Raw genomic sequence first — 16440 nt, 5'->3', positions numbered from 1 at the left:
TGGTCGATGTACCGTCTGGCAGGCCTGACGCCTAGCAATGGACGACGGATAGGCCAAAGGGCGTGCGATCATGGTTTTTCGCACGCCCGGAGGCCGCACGTAGCTGAGATAGGCCAAAGGGTGTGCGATCATGGTTTTTCTCGCACGCCCGGAGGCCCCAACTAGCACAGGGGGTTTGCTGGGTGCGTCACTTCGGTTTTCTGGACGCGGACCGGACGGACGCGCTGTTTCACCGTCCGCCCGAAGAGATCCTCCCGGACGGGGACCGTCGGCTTGTGGCGACGGCCCTGGGTGCCACCCTTTACGCCCCGGGTACGCGGCCGACGCTTGCCGCGGACGTGCGCCGTCAGGTCGCCGCCGGGGTGACGTCGATGGTGCTCTGTCTTGAGGACGCCATCGCCGACCACGAGGTTGCTGCGGCAGAGGCGAATGTGATTGCCACGCTTCGTGACCTGGGTGAGAGCCCACCGACTGCTGGCGGCGGACCCCCGTTGTTGTTCATCCGGGTCCGTGACACCGCCCAGATACCATTGCTGGCCGCACGGCTTGATTCCACCGCGGCGGAGATGTTCGCCGGCTTTGTCCTGCCGAAGTTCGGCCCCGGGAACGGAGCGCCGGCGTTGGCGGCTGTTCTGCGTGCCTCGGAGCGCCTGGGCCGGATTCTCTGGGCGATGCCTGTGCTGGAAAGCCCTGAGGTCATCTTCAGGGAGACCCGAGCCGGGGCGTTGTCGGGAGTCCGGGAGCTCGTCGACAAACATTCCGACGTTGTGCTGGCGGTCCGCCTGGGTGCTACTGATCTTTGTGGTTTGTTCGGGTTGCGACGGAACCGGGATCTGACGATCTATGACATCGCGGTGGTCCGCGACTGCATCGCCGACATCGTCAACGTGTGTGCCCGCGGCGGCGATCATGTGGTGAGCGGCCCGGTATGGGAATATTTCGCCCAGCCCGAGCGTCTGTTCGTCAGTTCCCTGCGGGTCACCCCGTTCCAGGAGGCTGATCTGATCGACGACAGCGAGGACGGTGCCCGGATGCGGTTACGTCTTGTCTCCGCCGATCTTGACCGGCTCATCCGCGAGGTGGTTCTCGACAAGGCGAACGGATTGCTGGGCAAGACGGTGATCCATCCCAGTCACGTTCCTGCTGTGCACGCTCTGCATGTTGCCAGCCATGAGGAGTATGTGGACGCCATGGCGATTCTCGCGGAGGATGCCGGCGGGGTACGGCCCAGTTGGTATGCGAACAAGATGAACGAGCTGGGACCGCACCGGACCTGGGCCGAAGCGGTACTGCGGCGGGCTCGGGCCTTCGGTGTCCTGCGGGAAGGCCACACATTCGTCGATGTTCTGGCCGCAACCGGGGCGTCATGAGGCCCGGATAACGTACGGCTCGTGCATGGATTGTGCCCGGGTGACAACGGCGGTGAAGGCGGAGGTCGTGTGAGCCTGGCGGGCTACAGCGGGCACTGTTCGGACGGCATGAACTGGTTGTGGGACGAACTGGGGCTTGACATCAGGATCAGATCCGACGTGGTGGGTAAGGGTCTGCACGGGTTGGTCGGGCTCGCGTTGCGGCGCAACCCGCTGCGGGCGCACCTGCTGGTCAGTCGGGTTCTCGGCAAACATCTCCCGGTGCGTCCGCGGGAATCGCTCGCGGCTGGTCGCCTACTGGCGGCACAGGCATGCGATGGTTTCCCCGGCGCAGGGGGCGAGCCGATGACGCCGGGGCCGCTGGTGGTCGGATACTGCGAGACTGCCACGTCGCTGGGCCATACGGTGGCGGACGGTATTGCTGGGTGTGACTATCTGCATACGACCCGTCGAGTGGTCCCCGGTGTCACCCCCCTGCTTGACTTCGACGAGGCGCATTCCCACGCCACGTTCCACTGGCTCATGCCGACCGATCCCGAGTTGGTACGGGCACCGCGTCCGCTGATCCTGGTGGACGATGAGCTCTCGACCGGCCGGACCGCGCTGGGAACGATCAAGGCGTTGCACGCCTTCGCGGCGCGGCCGTCCTACACCGTGGCGACGCTCTTCGACGCCCGGCCAGCGGAGTCCCGCCGTGCGTTCAACGAGCTTGCGGACCGTCTCGGCGTTTCTGTGCGGGTGGTATCGCTGTTGGCCGGGGAGCTGGTGCTGCCGCCCGATGTGGCCGTGCGGGCGCAGCGGCTGCGGGCCCGCCACGGGGACGGCGGCCTCGGTGCTGATCCGCCGGACGTGCCCACCTGGCGTCATCCCGTCCGTTTCGTGCGGCCCGACTGGCCGGCCGAACTTCCCGACGGTGCGCGCCATGGCTGGTCGCAGGCGGACGGGGCCCTGCTCGACAGGGCCATCCCGTTGGTCGCCGGTGAGATTGCCACAGTGTTGACCAATGCGTCTGGACGCATTCTCCTGCTTGGTACTGAGGAGTTGATGTACACGCCGTTGCGGATCGGGGCTGCCCTCGACGAGATCGTGCCCGGTGACGTGGTTTTTCACTCGACGACCCGTTCGCCGGTCTACCCGATCGACGCCGAAGGCTATGCGATCCGCTGCGCGCTGACGTTCCCGGCGCCGGATGATCCCGCGCGGGTGAGCCATGTCTACAACGTCCGGCCGGGTTTGTACGACGACATCGTCGTCGTGGTCGACTCGGCCGCCAACGGTGGGGGCGCGGAAGCCGACGTGTCCGGGATGGTCGGGATGCTGCGTCGGTGCGCGCCGGTGACCGTGGTCACGATACCGACACGAGGCCCGGATGGGCGTCCGATGACCCGGCAGACCGGGCGGGTGGCAGGGGGAATGTGTTGAGCGACGGCACGGTGCTGGGAGCCATTCCGGGCACGGTAGGTTCGGGATCCTATGATCCCGCGGATGTGACCTTTTTGTTGAAGGATCTCAGCGACATCCCGCTGGAACGTCCTACCGAGGACCGCGAGGAGGACTTTTCCAAGGGACGCCATTACTCTGAGGACCTGCCCGTCGAATACGAGCCCTCGGATTCCTATCTTGCTCTTTTTGAAAGCGCGCTCATCCGTTCGGCGGAGCGGGTTGCCACCGCGGTCGGGGTAGCCACCGAGCTTGTGCTTGCGAGAAAGGAGAAGCCGGTCATCGTGTCGCTCGCGCGGGCCGGAACGCCCGCCGGCATCCTTATGCGGCGCTGGGCCCGGTGGAAGCACGGGCTCGAGCTGACGCACTACTCGGTCTCCATCATCAAGGACCGGGGGCTCGACGAGAACGCGTTGCGGTGGATTCTTGACCGCCATGACCGCCAGGCGCTCCAGTTCGTCGACGGCTGGACCGGCAAGGGCGCCATCCTGAAGGTTCTCCAGGCGGCGTCGGAGCAGCTCGGGGTGGACGGCTCCATGGCGGTGATCTCAGACCCGGGCCACTGCACGTCGCTCTACGGCACCAGGGATGACTTCCTCATCCCGCACAGCTGCCTGAACTCCACGGTCAGTGGGCTGGTGAGCAGAACCGTGCTGAATTCGACGCTGATCGGTCCGGCCGATTTTCACGGAGCAAAATACTATCGGCAGCTGGCTGACCGGGATTATTCCCGCCGGTATGTCGACACCGTCGTGAACGCCTTTCCCGCCGCATCGGCAGCGGTCTCGCGCGGTCTGGGCCAGGCGGAGGACCGAACTCCAACCTGGGCCGGCTGGCGCGCTGTCGAAATGTTGGCGAAGGACTACGGCATCGCGAATATCGGCCTTGTCAAGCCCGGGGTCGGCGAGACTACCAGGGTTCTGTTGCGACGAGTGCCCTGGAAGGTTGTCGTCGCGCCCGACCGGTTGGCGGAGCTGGCTCATGTCCTGTCGCTCTGCGCAGCCAAAGGAGTGGATGTGGAGGAAAGAGCCGATCTGCCGTATTCCTGCGTCGGGATCATCAGGCCGATCGAGGGCAGGCCTGATCGGGCGCTGTTCAATGCACCGTCCTGACATTTAGAGCGACCGACAATAGGGGACGCGGCGTCGCGGGGCTCGGGCACGCACCCCAGCCCCGCTCCTTGATCCACGCCCCTACTGCCGGGCGCTCTTAGCGGGCGTTGAACAGTCGGCACGTTCCAGCTCGTCCAGCATTTTCATGATCATATTCCTTTGTCTGATCGGACCGCGGGTCCGGGTCACAGCGCGCAGTTCTGCGACGGTGGTCAGGCGTTGGTACACGGCGGCTGCGAGGACGGCGTGGGAATTCTGCGGCCCCGTCGCCCAGTTGGCCATGTCGACAACGGAACGAGCCAGCCGGGTTCGTGGCGGATACAGCGCCGGACACAGGTCCATGGGGCCGAGCCGTGCGCTGTGGTGGATGACAACGCCGGGGCGCGGGCTCGGCCGCCGCTGTGGCGGTACCAGGACGGTGACGTTCTCCTCGGCAAACCCGTGCAGACCGCCGAGAGCCGCCGCGCACGCACCGCCGAGAACAGCCCCGGGGCCGATGGACTCGACCACGCACCACAACAGCTGCATACGGGTGAGCGGCTCGGGCCGGGTTAGGAGGACCCCGGGCATGGGCAGCTGCCATTGTCCGGCTTTGACCCGCCATCGAATTGTCGACCGGCTTGTGCCAGCCGCCCTGGCAGTGCGGGTCGCGATAACGCCGCACTGGTTGTCGGCTGTCTTCTGCCAGGAGTGCTGGCCGGGGCCCGGGGCCATGCACACAAGCCTCGCCGATCCGCGAGTCGAACGGAACACCGTCTGCCGGGCTGTGGAAAAGCCGCGGGCGGAGCCCCCGACTGTGGACGAACGGTCCACCCGCCGGGCCTGTCACAACCGGTTCTCACAACCGGTTCTCACACTCGCGGGCGCTGGCGGTGCAGTCATCCTCCAGATCCATCTTGTCATCGTGACGGGTGGTCGCCGTGTGCGTACGGTGGCTTCTCGTAATGGTGTGGATCGTTCGGGTATCCGCGTCGTACAGTCTGGCCATCGACACACGACCTCCGCCGCTGTCGGCGGCCGTGACTCCTCCGCCGCCGTCGCGTTGGCTGGTCGCCTGCGATCTTGATCAGACGTTGATCTACAGTCGGAGTTCCTTCCGGCTCGCTGCAGGCAGCGGCGAACCCGCGCTGGTGACTGTTGAGCGGATTGACGGCCAGCCGGCCGCCTTCTGTACCGCGCGGGCCGCCGAACTGATCGCGCGGCTGGATGCCGTGGCCACCCTCGTCCCGGTCACCACGCGGACGCGAGCCCAGTACGCGCGAGTGGATCTCGGTGTGCGTCCCAGGTTCGCGATCACGACGAACGGCGGCCACCTACTGGTGGACGGCCGTCCGGATGAGGACTGGGCGGCCCGGGTCCGCGCCCGGATCGAGGCAGCGGCGGGTCCGCTCACCGGCGTCCGGGCCGTGGCTGAGCGTCTCGCCGCCGACGGCTGGGTCAGGGTCACCCGGGTTGCAGACGACCTGTTCGTGTATCTCGTCGCCTATGAGCGTGCCGGGGTCCCCGATCTCCGCGAGGTCGCTGCCGACCTTGCCGCCGACGGATGGATCCTGTCCATCCAGGGACGCAAGGTCTACCTCGTGCCGGCCGTTCTGACCAAGGAGGCGGCGCTCGCCGAAGTGGTGCGCCGGGTCGGGGACGTCGGCCTGGCCGCGGCGGGTGATTCGCTACTCGACCGCGGAATGCTCACCGGCGCGGACGTCGCTGTCCGTCCCGCCCATGGTGAGCTGCACGACAGCGGCTGGAGCGCCGCGAATCTGCGGATCACCGCCGCGGCCGGACTGCTGGGCGGGCAGGAGCTGCTGGAGATTCTCGCCGCGCAGCTCCCCGTGGGTTGACCGGCGCGCGCGCCGCATTTCTGCTTACCACTCGGCCGGCTACGTCTCCGTCGCCCTGCGCCGCATCGCCCCCGTACTGCGTTCCGTAGTGGTTATGTCGCGTGTCGTGGCCATCGCGGTTGGCCAGGTTCAGGTTCAGGTACAGTACGGTACTGTATTGAAAATGATCGGACGTCGAGAGGGGTTGGGGATTGAGATGATCTCTCTGCCGCCGTGTGGCCGATCCCCGGGTCGACCCCGGGATGATGCCCGCGAGCAGGCCATTCTTGATGCCGCACTCGAGCTGCTGGTCGAGGTCGGTTACGAGCGGATGAGCATGGTCGCCGTTGCAGCCCGGGCGCGGGCGAGCAAGGCGACGATCTACCGGCGGTGGGCCAACAAGGACGAACTCGTCATCGAGGCCGTGCGCCGACGGAGCGGTGGCGCCGACATCGTCCCCGCGGACACCGGCAGTCTGCGCGGTGACCTCGTGGATGCCGTCTGCAAGATAGTGGACCATGTGTCCCGGGAGGATGCCGCGCTGATCGCCGGGGTGTTGCTGGCCATGCGGGGGTCACCCGACCTCGCGGCGGCGCTGCGGGTCCCGATGCTTGAAGAAAAGCGCTGGATCGGCGATCTCATCGTGCAGCGCGCGATGGACAGGGACGAACTGCGTTCGTCCGCGGCTGCCGACGTCTTTCACGAGCTGATGCCCGCACTGCTCTTCTCTCGGCTGCTCATCACCGGCGAACCGCTTGACAGCGCATTCATCGAACATATGATCGACGACGTGCTGCTGCCGCTCATGACCTCGGTACGCGCCGAGGACGACTGAAGCTGGATTTTCTGACACCGGATTCCCTGACACCGTGTCCGGCCGCGCGTCCACCGGCGCCCGAATTATTCCGTCATCTTCGGATTGGCTGGTCAAGGAGCATCAGTGACTACGACTGTTGAACGCCCACCTGGAAGCATCGGAGCGGAGGCCGGGGGCAGCGTCGACTCCCGGCGATGGCTTGCGCTCGCAATTATTGCCGTGGCTCAGCTGATGATAGTGCTCGATGCGTCCATCGTGAACATCGCCATGCCCAAGGCCCAGACCGATCTGCACATTTCCGTGGCTGATCGGCAGTGGATCGTCACCGCGTACACCTTGGCATTCGGTGGCCTGCTGCTTCTCGGCGGCCGGATCGCCGACTTCATCGGGCGAAAGCGCGCCTTTGTCGGTGGTCTGCTTGGTTTCGCCACGGCATCGGCGATCGGCGGCCTCGCTCCGGACGCCTCGTTCCTGTTCGCCGCCCGTGCGCTGCAGGGAGCATTCGCCGCGGTTCTCGCGCCGGCAGCGCTCTCCCTCATCACGGTCACGTTCACCGAGACCAGAGAACGTGCCCGCGCCTTCGGTGTTTATGGCGCGATCGCCGGTGGCGGCGCCGCGCTCGGGCTCATCCTCGGCGGCGTGCTGACCGAGTACACCTCCTGGCGCTGGTGCCTGCTGGTCAACGTCCCGATCGCGCTGCTCACAGCCGCCGCCGCACTGCCGATCGTGCGGGAGAGCCGGGCCGAGGGGAAAGCGCGTTACGACATTCCCGGGACGCTGACCGTCACCGCCGGGCTGGTCAGCCTGGTCTACGGTTTCACCAAGGCGGCTGAGGACGGCTGGAGCTCGGCGGTCACGCTCGGGTTCCTCGCGGCGGCAGGAGCGTTGCTGGTCGGGTTCGTCATCGTCGAGGCACGTAGCGCCGCGCCGCTTCTTCCACTACGGGTCGTCTGGGAACGCAACCGCGGCGCATCCTTCCTGTCGTCCCTGCTCATCGGTGGCGGCCTGTTCGCCATGTTCCTTTTTCTCACCTTTTACTTCCAGGTGAGTCTCGGATACAGCGCGCTGCGGACCGGATTCGCCTTCCTGCCGTTCAGCGCTGGGATCATCGTGTCAGCCGGGCTCGCCAGCCAGCTCATGCCGCGTACCGGGCCCAAGGTCCCGATGGTCGTCGGAACCGTGCTCACGGTGGTCGGTCTGTTCACGTTGACCCAGATCGGTCTCGACACCAGCTATGTCAGCCACGTCCTGCCCGGTGAGCTGCTCATGAGCATCGGCCTTGGCCTGATATTCGTACCGATGTCGAGTCTTGCGCTTATCGGTGTCGAGCCCCATGACGCCGGTGTGGCCAGTGCCCTGGTCAACGCCACCCAACAGGTCGGTGGTTCGCTGGGAACGGCACTGCTCAACACGGTGTTCGCCACCGCGGTGACGAACTATGTCATCGACCACGGCGCCAGCCCGCAGAGCACGGCCCAGGCGCAGATCTCCGGTTACACGACGGCGTTCGTCTGGGGCGCGGTGCTGATTCTGCTCGCGTTGGCGACCATCGTCGTCCTCGTCCGGGCCGGAAAGGACGAGGTGCCGGCGCAGGCGGGTGCCGTACACGCTGGGTAGCGTGCCCGGTGGCGTGCCCGGTGGCGTGCCCGGTGGCGTGCCCGGATCGGGCAGGGCCGGGCCCGCCACCGTGGCGGGATCCTGTGGGTTGTCGGCACTTCGTGGTACACCCGGATGCGGATGACATGGCAGCCGGACGCAGGAGGACCCATGACCAGCACCGCGGACGGCACCGGTATCGCCGGCACCGACCAGACCGAGACCAGCGTCGCAGGCAGGGGTCTGGAACATGAGCTGGAGCGGATGCTGTCGGTCGACCGGTTCGATCCGCCGGCCGATTTCATCCCCCGGCAGGCTTATGCGGCCGATGTCGACTCGGCCGCCGCCGACCCGGTGGCTTTCTGGGCGGACAAAGCCCGGACCCTGCTGGCATGGGACGTCCCGTTCACGACCGTGCTCGATGATGAGAACCCGCCTTTTTACCGCTGGTTCGCCGACGGCCGTCTCAACGTCTCGGCGAACTGCCTGGATCGGCATGTGGCAGCCGGCCGCGGTGAGAAGGTCGCCTTCCACTGGGTCGGCGAGGAGGGCGAACGACGGGCGCTGACCTACATCGACCTGCTGGCCGCGACCCAGCGGCTGGCCAATGGGCTCAAGAGCCTCGGGGTCGGCCGGGGCGACGTTGTCGGGATCTTTCTGCCGATGATTCCCGAAGTCGTGGTGGCGATGCTCGCCTGCGCCCGGATCGGCGCCGTCCACAACGTCGTCTTCGGCGGGTTCGCCCCGTCCGCGGTCCGTGAGCGGATGGAGGTCTCCGCGGCCAAACTGTTGATCACTGTGGACGGCGCCCGCCGCAAGGGTCGGACGGCGGCGGTCAAGGAGGCGGTGGACGCCGAACTCGGCGAGGTGAAAACCCTTGAGCACATCGTCGTGGTCCGTTCGACCGGCATACCCGCCCCGATGCTCGCCGGCCGGGACGTCTGGTACGACGAGCTGTGCGAGCGGGTCGACCCGGTGTGCCCGGCCGAGCCGATGGATGCCGAACATCCGCTGTTCATTCTCTACAGCTCCGGCTCCACGGCCAAGCCCAAGGGTATCCTGCACACCACCGGGGGATACCTGACCGGGGCGACCTACACCCACCGGCTCGTCTTCGACCTTGACCAGGCCTCGGACGTCTACTGGTGCTCGGCCGACGTCGGCTGGATCACCGGGCATTCCTACATCGTCTACGGGCCGCTGTCCAACGGCGCGACCAGCGTGATGTTCGAAGGCGCTCCCGATTATCCCGACCGGGACATCTGGTGGAAGATCATCGATGAGTTCAAGGTCACGATTTTCTACACTGCTCCGACGGCGATCCGGACGTGCATCAAGTGGGGCCCGCAGTACCCGGGCAGGCACGACCTGTCCTCCCTGCGACTGCTGGGCACCGTGGGCGAGCCGATCAATCCGAAGGCGTGGCTGTGGTACCACAAGGTGATCGGCGGTGGGCGTTGCCCCATCGTCGACACCTGGTGGCAGACCGAGACCGGTGCGATCATGATCTCTCCGGTGCCGGGTGTGACGTCGACCAAGCCTGGTTCGGCCACGACCGCGTTGCCCGGGATCTCACCGGCACTGCTGTCCGAGGATGGCGCGCCGATCACCGAGGGCACCGGCATCCTAGTGATCACCAAGCCGTGGCCGTCGATGCTTCGGACGCTCTATCGGGACGACGAACGGTTCGTGCAGACCTATTTCTCCCGATTCGGTCGGAGCGTGTATGTCGTCGGTGACGCGGCCCGGCGCGATGCCGACGGCTATTTCTGGATCATCGGCCGGATCGACGATGTGATCAATGTGTCGGGCCACCGCCTGTCGACGGCCGAGGTCGAGTCGGCGATCGTCGCCCACGAGGCGGTGGCGGAGGCTGCCGTCGTCGCCCGGTCCGACGACCAGACCGGCCAGGCCATTGTTGCTTTTGTCACATTGGTTGGGGATCGTGTCGGCGACGATGCGATGGTAAAAGAGATCCGCGACCATGTGGCCGCGCGAATAGGGAAGCTGGCCCGTCCCAAGCAGGTGATCTGGGCCGACGACCTCCCGAAGACACGCTCAGGGAAGATCATGCGACGGCTGTTGCGTGACATCGCCGAGGGGCGCGAGCTCGGCGACGTTACGACTCTGCGCGATCCGATGGTAATGGGGGCTTTGTCCGCGAAAGTCGCCGCAGCCGGCCCGGACGAGTGAGCAGGGGGTTCGGGGCGTCGGGTGGCCGAGGGCCCGGCTGCATCCTGGCCTGCCGACACCCGGGTGGATTCCGGCGCTCGGCGGTGTCTAGGCTCACAACTTCGTGAGAGCCCTTCGACGCTTCACCGTCCGTGCACAGCTCCCCGAGCAACTCCTCCCGCTCGGCGAGCTTGTGCTGAACCTCCGCTGGTCATGGCACCCGGAGACACTCGATCTTTTTGAGTCCGTTGATCCCGAACTGTGGCGCTCCTGCAAAGGGGATCCGGTTCGCTTGCTCGGCGAGGTCGACCACGAGCGCCTTGAGACCCTGGCAGCTGATCGCCGCTTCATCCGCCGCCTGCACGACGCCGCCGATGATCTGCAGGAATACCTGACCGCTCCACGCTGGTACCAGGCGCTGCCCGATGCCCCGAGGGCGATCGCCTACTTTTCCCCGGAGTTCGGCATCACCGAGGTGCTGCCCCAGTACTCCGGCGGCCTGGGGATTCTCGCCGGCGACCATCTCAAGACCGCCAGCGATCTCGGGGTGCCGATCGTCGGGGTGGGTCTTCTCTACCGGGCTGGCTATTTCGTGCAGTCGCTGTCCCGGGACGGCTGGCAGCAGGAGCGGTATCCCGGCATCGACCCCCACGGCCTGCCGCTGACCCAGCTCATCGATGCCTCGGGCGCTCCGGTCAAAATCGCGATCGGGCTTCCCGAAGGCCGCACCCTGCACGCGCAGATCTGGAAGGCGCAGGTCGGGCGGGTGCCGCTGCTCCTGCTCGACTCCGACGTCGAGGACAACCAGCCGGCCGAGCGGGGTGTCACCGACCGGCTCTACGGCGGTGGCACCGACCATCGCCTGCTCCAGGAGATGCTGCTGGGAATCGGCGGGGTTCGGGCGTTGCGGGCCTACTCGGCGGTTTCCGGTGCCCCGACTCCGGAGGTTTTTCACACCAACGAGGGCCACGCGGGTTTCCTCGGCCTGGAGCGCATCCGCGAGTTGACCGAGACCGGCCTGAGCTTCGACGAGGCGTTGGAGGCGGCCCGCGCCGGCACGCTGTTCACGACCCACACTCCGGTGCCCGCGGGAATCGACCGGTTTCCCAGGGACCTGGTGGCCCGTCACTTCGGCGGGGACAACGCCTGGCCGGGCGTGCCCGTCGACCGCGTGCTGGATCTCGGCGCGGAGTCAGACCCGAACATGTTCAACATGGCCCACATGGGCCTGCGGCTGGCTCAGCGCTCCAACGGGGTCAGCAGGCTCCACGGAATCGTCAGCCGCGAGATGTTCTCGGGCCTGTGGCCCGGGTTCGACCCGGCCGAGGTCGCCATCGGTTCGGTCACCAATGGCGTCCATGCCGCCACCTGGGTATCGCGCAGCGTGATCGAACTTGCTGACCGGGAGCTCGGTCCATCTCCCCTCGAGGATGGCGGCGAGGGCTTCGCAAAGATCGCCCAGGTGTCGGACGACGCGGTCTGGTCGATGCGTCGAGAACTGCGTGAACGCCTGGTGACCGAGGTTCGGCGGCGGCTGCGCACGTCGTGGCTGCAGCGTGGCGCCACACCCAGCGAGCTCGACTGGATCGACGGCGTGTTCGACCCGGCCATCCTGACGATCGGGTTCGCCCGTCGGGTCCCCTCCTACAAGCGTCTCACTCTGATGCTGCGGGACCGGGAACGGCTCACCCGGCTGCTGCGCCACCCGCAGCGCCCGATCCAGATGGTCATCGCCGGCAAGGCGCACCCGGCCGACGACGGCGGCAAGCAGCTCGTCCAGCAGATCGTGCAGTTCGCGGACTCCTCCGAGGTCCGTCATCGCATCGTGTTCCTGCCGGACTACGACATCGGGATGGCGCGTTTCCTCTACTCCGGTGCGGACGTGTGGTTGAACAACCCGCTGCGCCCGTTGGAGGCGTGCGGAACGTCGGGCATGAAGGCCGCGCTCAACGGTTGCCTCAACCTGTCCATCCGGGACGGTTGGTGGGACGAGATGTTCGATGGGCAGAACGGCTGGGCGATCCCCACCGCGGACGGTGTCGAGGACCCCGACCGGCGTGACGACCTCGAGTCGGTCGCCCTGTACGAGCTCCTGGAGAACACGGTCACCGCACGGTTCTACGACGTCGCCGGCGCGGGCGCGCCTCCTCGCCAGTGGACCTCGATGGTCAAGCACACCCTGTCCACGCTCGGCCCGCAGGTGCTCGCCACCCGGATGGTGCGGGAATACGTCGAGCGGTACTACCTGCCCGCCGCGGCCTCTGCGCGGGTGGCCGCGGCCGACGGGCTGCTCGGGGCACGCGAGCTCGCGGGCTGGAAGGCACGGATCCGCCAGGCATGGCCAGCCGTGCGGGTCGTCAACGTCGACTCGGCCGGGCTCGGTGACACCCCCCAGGTCGGGCAGTCGTTGGTGGTCCGGGCAACTGTCGAGCTCGGTGGCCTGGACCTTGGGGACGTAGAGGTTCAGGCGTCCTATGGTCGCATCGACGAGGCCGACCGGTTGCTCGACTCAGCCACCGTCGCGCTGGCCCACACCGGTGCCGGCGAGGGCGGCGGGCTGCGCTTCGAAGGCACCATCCCGTTGCGGCGGACGGGGGCCTTCGGCTACACCGTCCGGGTGCTTCCGCGACATCCGCAGCTCGCTTCGCCGGCGGAACTCGGGCTCGTGGCGAATCCCGACTGACCGGATCCCACCTGCTCCTGCGCGCCACCGGGTGGGGGGCCCGGTCGTACCCCGGCAGCCCCCCACCCGGTTATCCGGTGGCGCGCAGGAGCAGGACCGCGCGTCCGGTGACGTGGAGCTCCTGATCGGCGTCCAGGTGCCGGGCAGATCCGTCGAGGGTGCCGGGGAAGCCGGCGAGGTCCTCGGCGGAGGTGTCCAGCAGCAGCTCGTAGGCGTTGGCCCACGGCTCACCCGGCAGGACGACGGTCACCTCACCAGGGTCGGGATGCAGGACGAGCAGGAAGCTGTCGCCGGTAACGGTGGCGCCGTCCGGCGTGCGCCAGGGCAGCGTCCGTCCGGACAGATGGGCCACGACCGTGTGGACCAGTGGTGAGTTCCAGTCGGCGTCCGGCATGATTGTTCCGTCGGCGCGAAACCAGGTGATGTCCGCGAGCGACCCGATGCTGGACGGGCCGCCGCGGAAGAACGCCTGGCGGCGCAGTGTCTGCGACGCCCGCCGCAGCGCCACCAGGCCGCTGACGAGCCCGAGCAGCATCGGATCGTCTCCGGCGGGGTCGGTCGGGGATGACGGGCCGCCGCCGGCCGGCCCGTCCACCGGCCCGTCCACCGGCCCGTCTGTCGGTGCGCCGGTGGGCCAGCGGAGCCAGGAGATCGCGTTGTCCTGGCAGTAGGCATTGTTGTTGCCGTTCTGCGAACGGCCGAACTCGTCCCCGGCGAGCAGCATGGGTACGCCCGCCGACAGCAGCAGCGTCGCGAGTAGCGCGCGGCGGGTGTGGCGCCGGCAGGCCAGCACGTCCGGATCATCGGTCGGGCCCTCCACGCCGCAGTTCGTCGAGTGGTTGAAGCCGTCGCCGTCGCGGTTTCCCTCGCCGTTGGCCTCGTTGTGTTTCTCGGCGTGGGAGACGAGATCGGCCAGGGTGAAGCCGTCGTGTGCGGTCACGAAGTTGACCGAAGCCCACGGCCGCCGGCCCGAGTGCTGGTACAGGTCGCTCGATCCGGTGATCCGGTAACCCAGCTCGGCCACACCGGACGCGCGCTGGGTCCAGGCCGCACGGACGGTGTCGCGGTAGTGGCCGTTCCATTCCACCCATGGCGCGGGGAAGGCGCCGACCTGGTAGCCGCCCCAGCCGACGTCCCATGGCTCGGCGATGAGCTTCACACCTGACAGCAGCGGGTCGGCGTGGATGGCGGTCAGCAGTGGCGCGGCCGGGTCGAATCCGTCGGGGTTGCGGGCGAGCGCGGTTGCCAGGTCGAACCGGTACCCGTCCACACCCATCTCGGTGACCCAGTAGCGCAACGAGTCCATGATCAATTTGATCACGTGCGGGGATGAGGTGTTCAGGGTGTTGCCGCATCCGGTCACATCCCGGTACCGGCGTGGATCACTCGGCTCCACCCGGTAGTACGTGGTGTTGTCCAGCCCGCGCAGCGACAGTGTCGGCCCGCGTTCGCTGCCTTCGGCGGTGTGGTTGAAGACCACATCCAGGATGACCTCGATACCGGCCGCGTGCAGGTCATGGACCATGGCCCGGAACTCGGCCACCGGATTGTCCGTGGCCGCGTAGCCCGGATGCGGGGCGAAGAAGCCCAGGGTGTTGTAGCCCCAGTAGTTGACCAGGCCCCGCTGCGACAGCGTCGGTTCGGAGAGGTTCGCGTGGACGGGCAGCAGCTCGACGGCGGTGACACCGAGGGTACGCAGGTGGTCGATGACCGCCGGGTGTGCCAGCCCCGCGTAGGTGCCCCGCTGGCCGGTCGGGACATCGGGGTGCCCGTGGGTGAACCCCTTCACGTGCAGCTCGTAGAGGACCGTGTCGGGCCAGGGTGTGCCCGGCCGGTTGGCGGCCGGGTCGGGGATCGGGTCGGTACTGCACGGCCGGGGGTCGACGACCACGCATCGCGGGACGAAGGCCGCGGAGTCGCGCCCGTCCGAGCTGTCCGAGTACGGGTCGGTCTCGTCGAAACCCGAGATCGCCGGATGCAGGACAAGACCGCCGGTCAGCATGCGGGCGTATGGATCGACGAGAAGCTTCGCCGGGTTGTAGCGCAGGCCACGGTCGGGGGCGTACGGCCCGTGTGCGCGCAGACCGTAGCGCTGGCCCGGCCCGACACCGGGCAGGTAGCCGTGCCATACCCCGCCGTCACGTTCAGGCAGCCGGTAGCGATTCTCGATGCCCTGACCGTCGAACAGGCAGATCTCAACCGCGGCGGCATTGGGGGCTGCCACCGCAACGTTGACACCGGATCCGTCCCAGTGCACGCCGAGCGGGTCGGACGACCCGGGTAGGGCGCGGTGGGACAGATCCACGATGCCTCGGACCGGGGACAGCGTCGTCACGTCCGTCACGGTAGCTGTCGAATGATGCAGGCGCTCGCGGTAGGAGATCACCTCACGTGGCGATCAGAGGCCGGGGTCGATGTCGGACCGTGCTCATGACGTATCCGTGAAGATCAGGCGGTTACGGCCTAAGGTGCGTCAGGGGTCCGGAAAGCGCGGCACCGATCCCTGGTACTGATCCGAAGTAGTAGTCCGCAGGAGCGATTCGCGGTAGTGATCCGCGGTGGTGAGCTGAGGAGGTCGGCCGGTGGCGGTCGTGCACTTTGAGGTCGACAACGCAATAGGCACGATCAGGTTGGACCGGCCTGCGATGAACGCGATTGACAGCCAGCTCACCGGCGAGCTGAGGGTGGCAGCGGCGCAGGCGGCGGCCCGTTCCGACGTTCGGGCCGTCGTGCTCTACGGCGGTCCCAAGGTGTTCGCGGCCGGAGCCGACATCAAGGAAATGACCCCGATGGGCTACGCCGAGATCCTGGCGTGGGTCAGTGAACTCACCGCAACCTTCGAGCAGGTGGCCCGTATCCCCAAGCCCGTGGTCGCCGCAGTGACCGGATACGCCCTCGGTGGCGGGCTGGAGCTCGCCCTGTGTGCCGACTTCCGGGTTTTCGGTGACGACGCCAAGGTCGGGCTGCCCGAGATCCTGCTCGGAGTCATCCCAGGCGCGGGCGGAACGCAGCGGCTGCCCCGGCTGATCGGCGCCGCCAGGGCCAAGGACCTGATATTCACGGGTCGCCAGGTGCGCGCACCCGAGGCCAAGGAGATCGGTCTCGCCGACCGGGTGGTGGCCCCGGACGACGTCTACGCCGAGGCTCTGCGCCTGGCCGGCCGGTTCACGCAGGGGCCGTCGCTGGCGCTGCGGGCGGCCAAGGTGGCGATCGACGACGGTTTGGACGTTGGACTGTCCGACGGGCTACGGCTGGAGACCGCGGTGTTCACCGGGCTGTTCGGGACCGAGGATAAGCGCATCGGCATGGAGTCCTTTGCCGAGCGGGGCCCGGGCAAGGCGGACTTCGTCGGCCGTTGACGGTGACCGGTTGCCGACGCTCACCTGCCGACGCTCACCCGCCGACGCTGACCTGCCGACGCTCATCGTTGCCG

11 protein-coding genes are annotated in these 16440 nt (G+C 67.5%); 9 read left to right on the top strand and 2 right to left on the bottom strand.

Going from position 1 to position 16440, the window contains the following annotated elements; translation table 11 throughout:
• Positions 1-182: 182 nt before the first annotated feature.
• From U9979_RS21025 to U9979_RS21015, 3 genes are all read left to right on the top strand, one after another.
• Entirely contained in the window at positions 183-1370 is a 1188-nt protein-coding gene (locus U9979_RS21025; protein WP_322748860.1) for an HpcH/HpaI aldolase/citrate lyase family protein, read from the top strand.
• A 69-nt stretch (positions 1371-1439) separates the two neighbouring features.
• Positions 1440-2792 (top strand): phosphoribosyltransferase family protein, encoded by a 1353-nt coding sequence (locus tag U9979_RS21020; RefSeq protein ID WP_322780723.1) that lies wholly within the window; start codon positions 1440-1442, stop codon positions 2790-2792.
• Positions 2789-3922, top strand: coding sequence for a cysteine protease StiP family protein (locus U9979_RS21015; RefSeq protein ID WP_322780722.1), 1134 nt, complete (start codon positions 2789-2791; stop codon positions 3920-3922). The genes U9979_RS21020 and U9979_RS21015 overlap by 4 nt, the downstream gene beginning before the upstream one ends.
• Positions 3923-4003: 81 nt before the next feature.
• On the opposite strand, the gene U9979_RS21010 is transcribed toward U9979_RS21015, so the two are convergent.
• Entirely contained in the window at positions 4004-4492 is a 489-nt protein-coding gene (locus U9979_RS21010; RefSeq protein ID WP_322780721.1) for a hypothetical protein, read from the bottom strand.
• A 374-nt stretch (positions 4493-4866) separates the two neighbouring features.
• On the opposite strand from U9979_RS21010, the gene U9979_RS21005 reads away from it, so the two are divergent.
• The 5 genes from U9979_RS21005 to glgP all read left to right on the top strand — a co-directional run bounded on the left by U9979_RS21005 (position 4867) and on the right by glgP (position 13007).
• Positions 4867-5760, top strand: a complete 894-nt coding sequence (locus tag U9979_RS21005) for a sucrose-6-phosphate hydrolase (protein ID WP_322748864.1) — start codon at positions 4867-4869, stop codon at positions 5758-5760.
• Between the two features lie 196 nt (positions 5761-5956).
• Complete coding sequence (locus U9979_RS21000; protein ID WP_322780720.1) at positions 5957-6574, top strand: TetR/AcrR family transcriptional regulator; 618 nt, start codon at positions 5957-5959, stop codon at positions 6572-6574.
• 105 nt (positions 6575-6679) lie between these two features.
• Positions 6680-8173 carry an MFS transporter gene (locus U9979_RS20995; RefSeq protein ID WP_322748866.1) on the top strand — a complete coding sequence of 498 codons (1494 nt, stop codon included), beginning with the start codon at positions 6680-6682 and terminating at the stop codon, positions 8171-8173.
• 150 nt (positions 8174-8323) lie between these two features.
• Positions 8324-10345 (top strand): acetate--CoA ligase, encoded by a 2022-nt coding sequence (acs, locus tag U9979_RS20990; RefSeq protein ID WP_322780719.1) that lies wholly within the window; start codon positions 8324-8326, stop codon positions 10343-10345.
• Positions 10346-10448: 103 nt separating this feature from the next.
• Complete coding sequence (gene glgP, locus U9979_RS20985) at positions 10449-13007, top strand: alpha-glucan family phosphorylase (protein WP_322748868.1); 2559 nt, start codon at positions 10449-10451, stop codon at positions 13005-13007.
• Positions 13008-13077: 70 nt separating this feature from the next.
• Here the strand turns inward: glgP and glgX are convergent, their stop codons facing one another.
• Complete coding sequence (gene glgX, locus U9979_RS20980; protein ID WP_322780732.1) at positions 13078-15342, bottom strand: glycogen debranching protein GlgX; 2265 nt, start codon at positions 15340-15342, stop codon at positions 13078-13080.
• Positions 15343-15589: 247 nt separating this feature from the next.
• On the opposite strand from glgX, the gene U9979_RS20975 reads away from it, so the two are divergent.
• Positions 15590-16366 carry an enoyl-CoA hydratase/isomerase family protein gene (locus U9979_RS20975; RefSeq protein ID WP_322766372.1) on the top strand — a complete coding sequence of 259 codons (777 nt, stop codon included), beginning with the start codon at positions 15590-15592 and terminating at the stop codon, positions 16364-16366.
• Positions 16367-16440: the final 74 nt, after the last annotated feature.

It is taken from the genome of Protofrankia sp. Cas4 (genome assembly GCF_963555915.1).
Classification (GTDB): Bacteria; Actinomycetota; Actinomycetes; order Frankiales; family Frankiaceae; genus Protofrankia.
The sequence above is the reverse complement of the archived record's forward strand: the minus strand, read 5'-3'. Positions and strand labels throughout refer to the sequence as shown.

Coding starts and splice junctions, on each gene's coding strand:
- acs (WP_322780719.1), top strand. CDS start 8,324: ATGACCAGCACCGCGGACGGCACCGGTATCGCCGGCACCGACCAGACC.
- U9979_RS21005 (WP_322748864.1), top strand. CDS start 4,867: ATGGTGTGGATCGTTCGGGTATCCGCGTCGTACAGTCTGGCCATCGAC.
- U9979_RS21000 (WP_322780720.1), top strand. CDS start 5,957: ATGATCTCTCTGCCGCCGTGTGGCCGATCCCCGGGTCGACCCCGGGAT.
- U9979_RS21010 (WP_322780721.1), bottom strand. CDS start 4,492: ATGCCCGGGGTCCTCCTAACCCGGCCCGAGCCGCTCACCCGTATGCAG.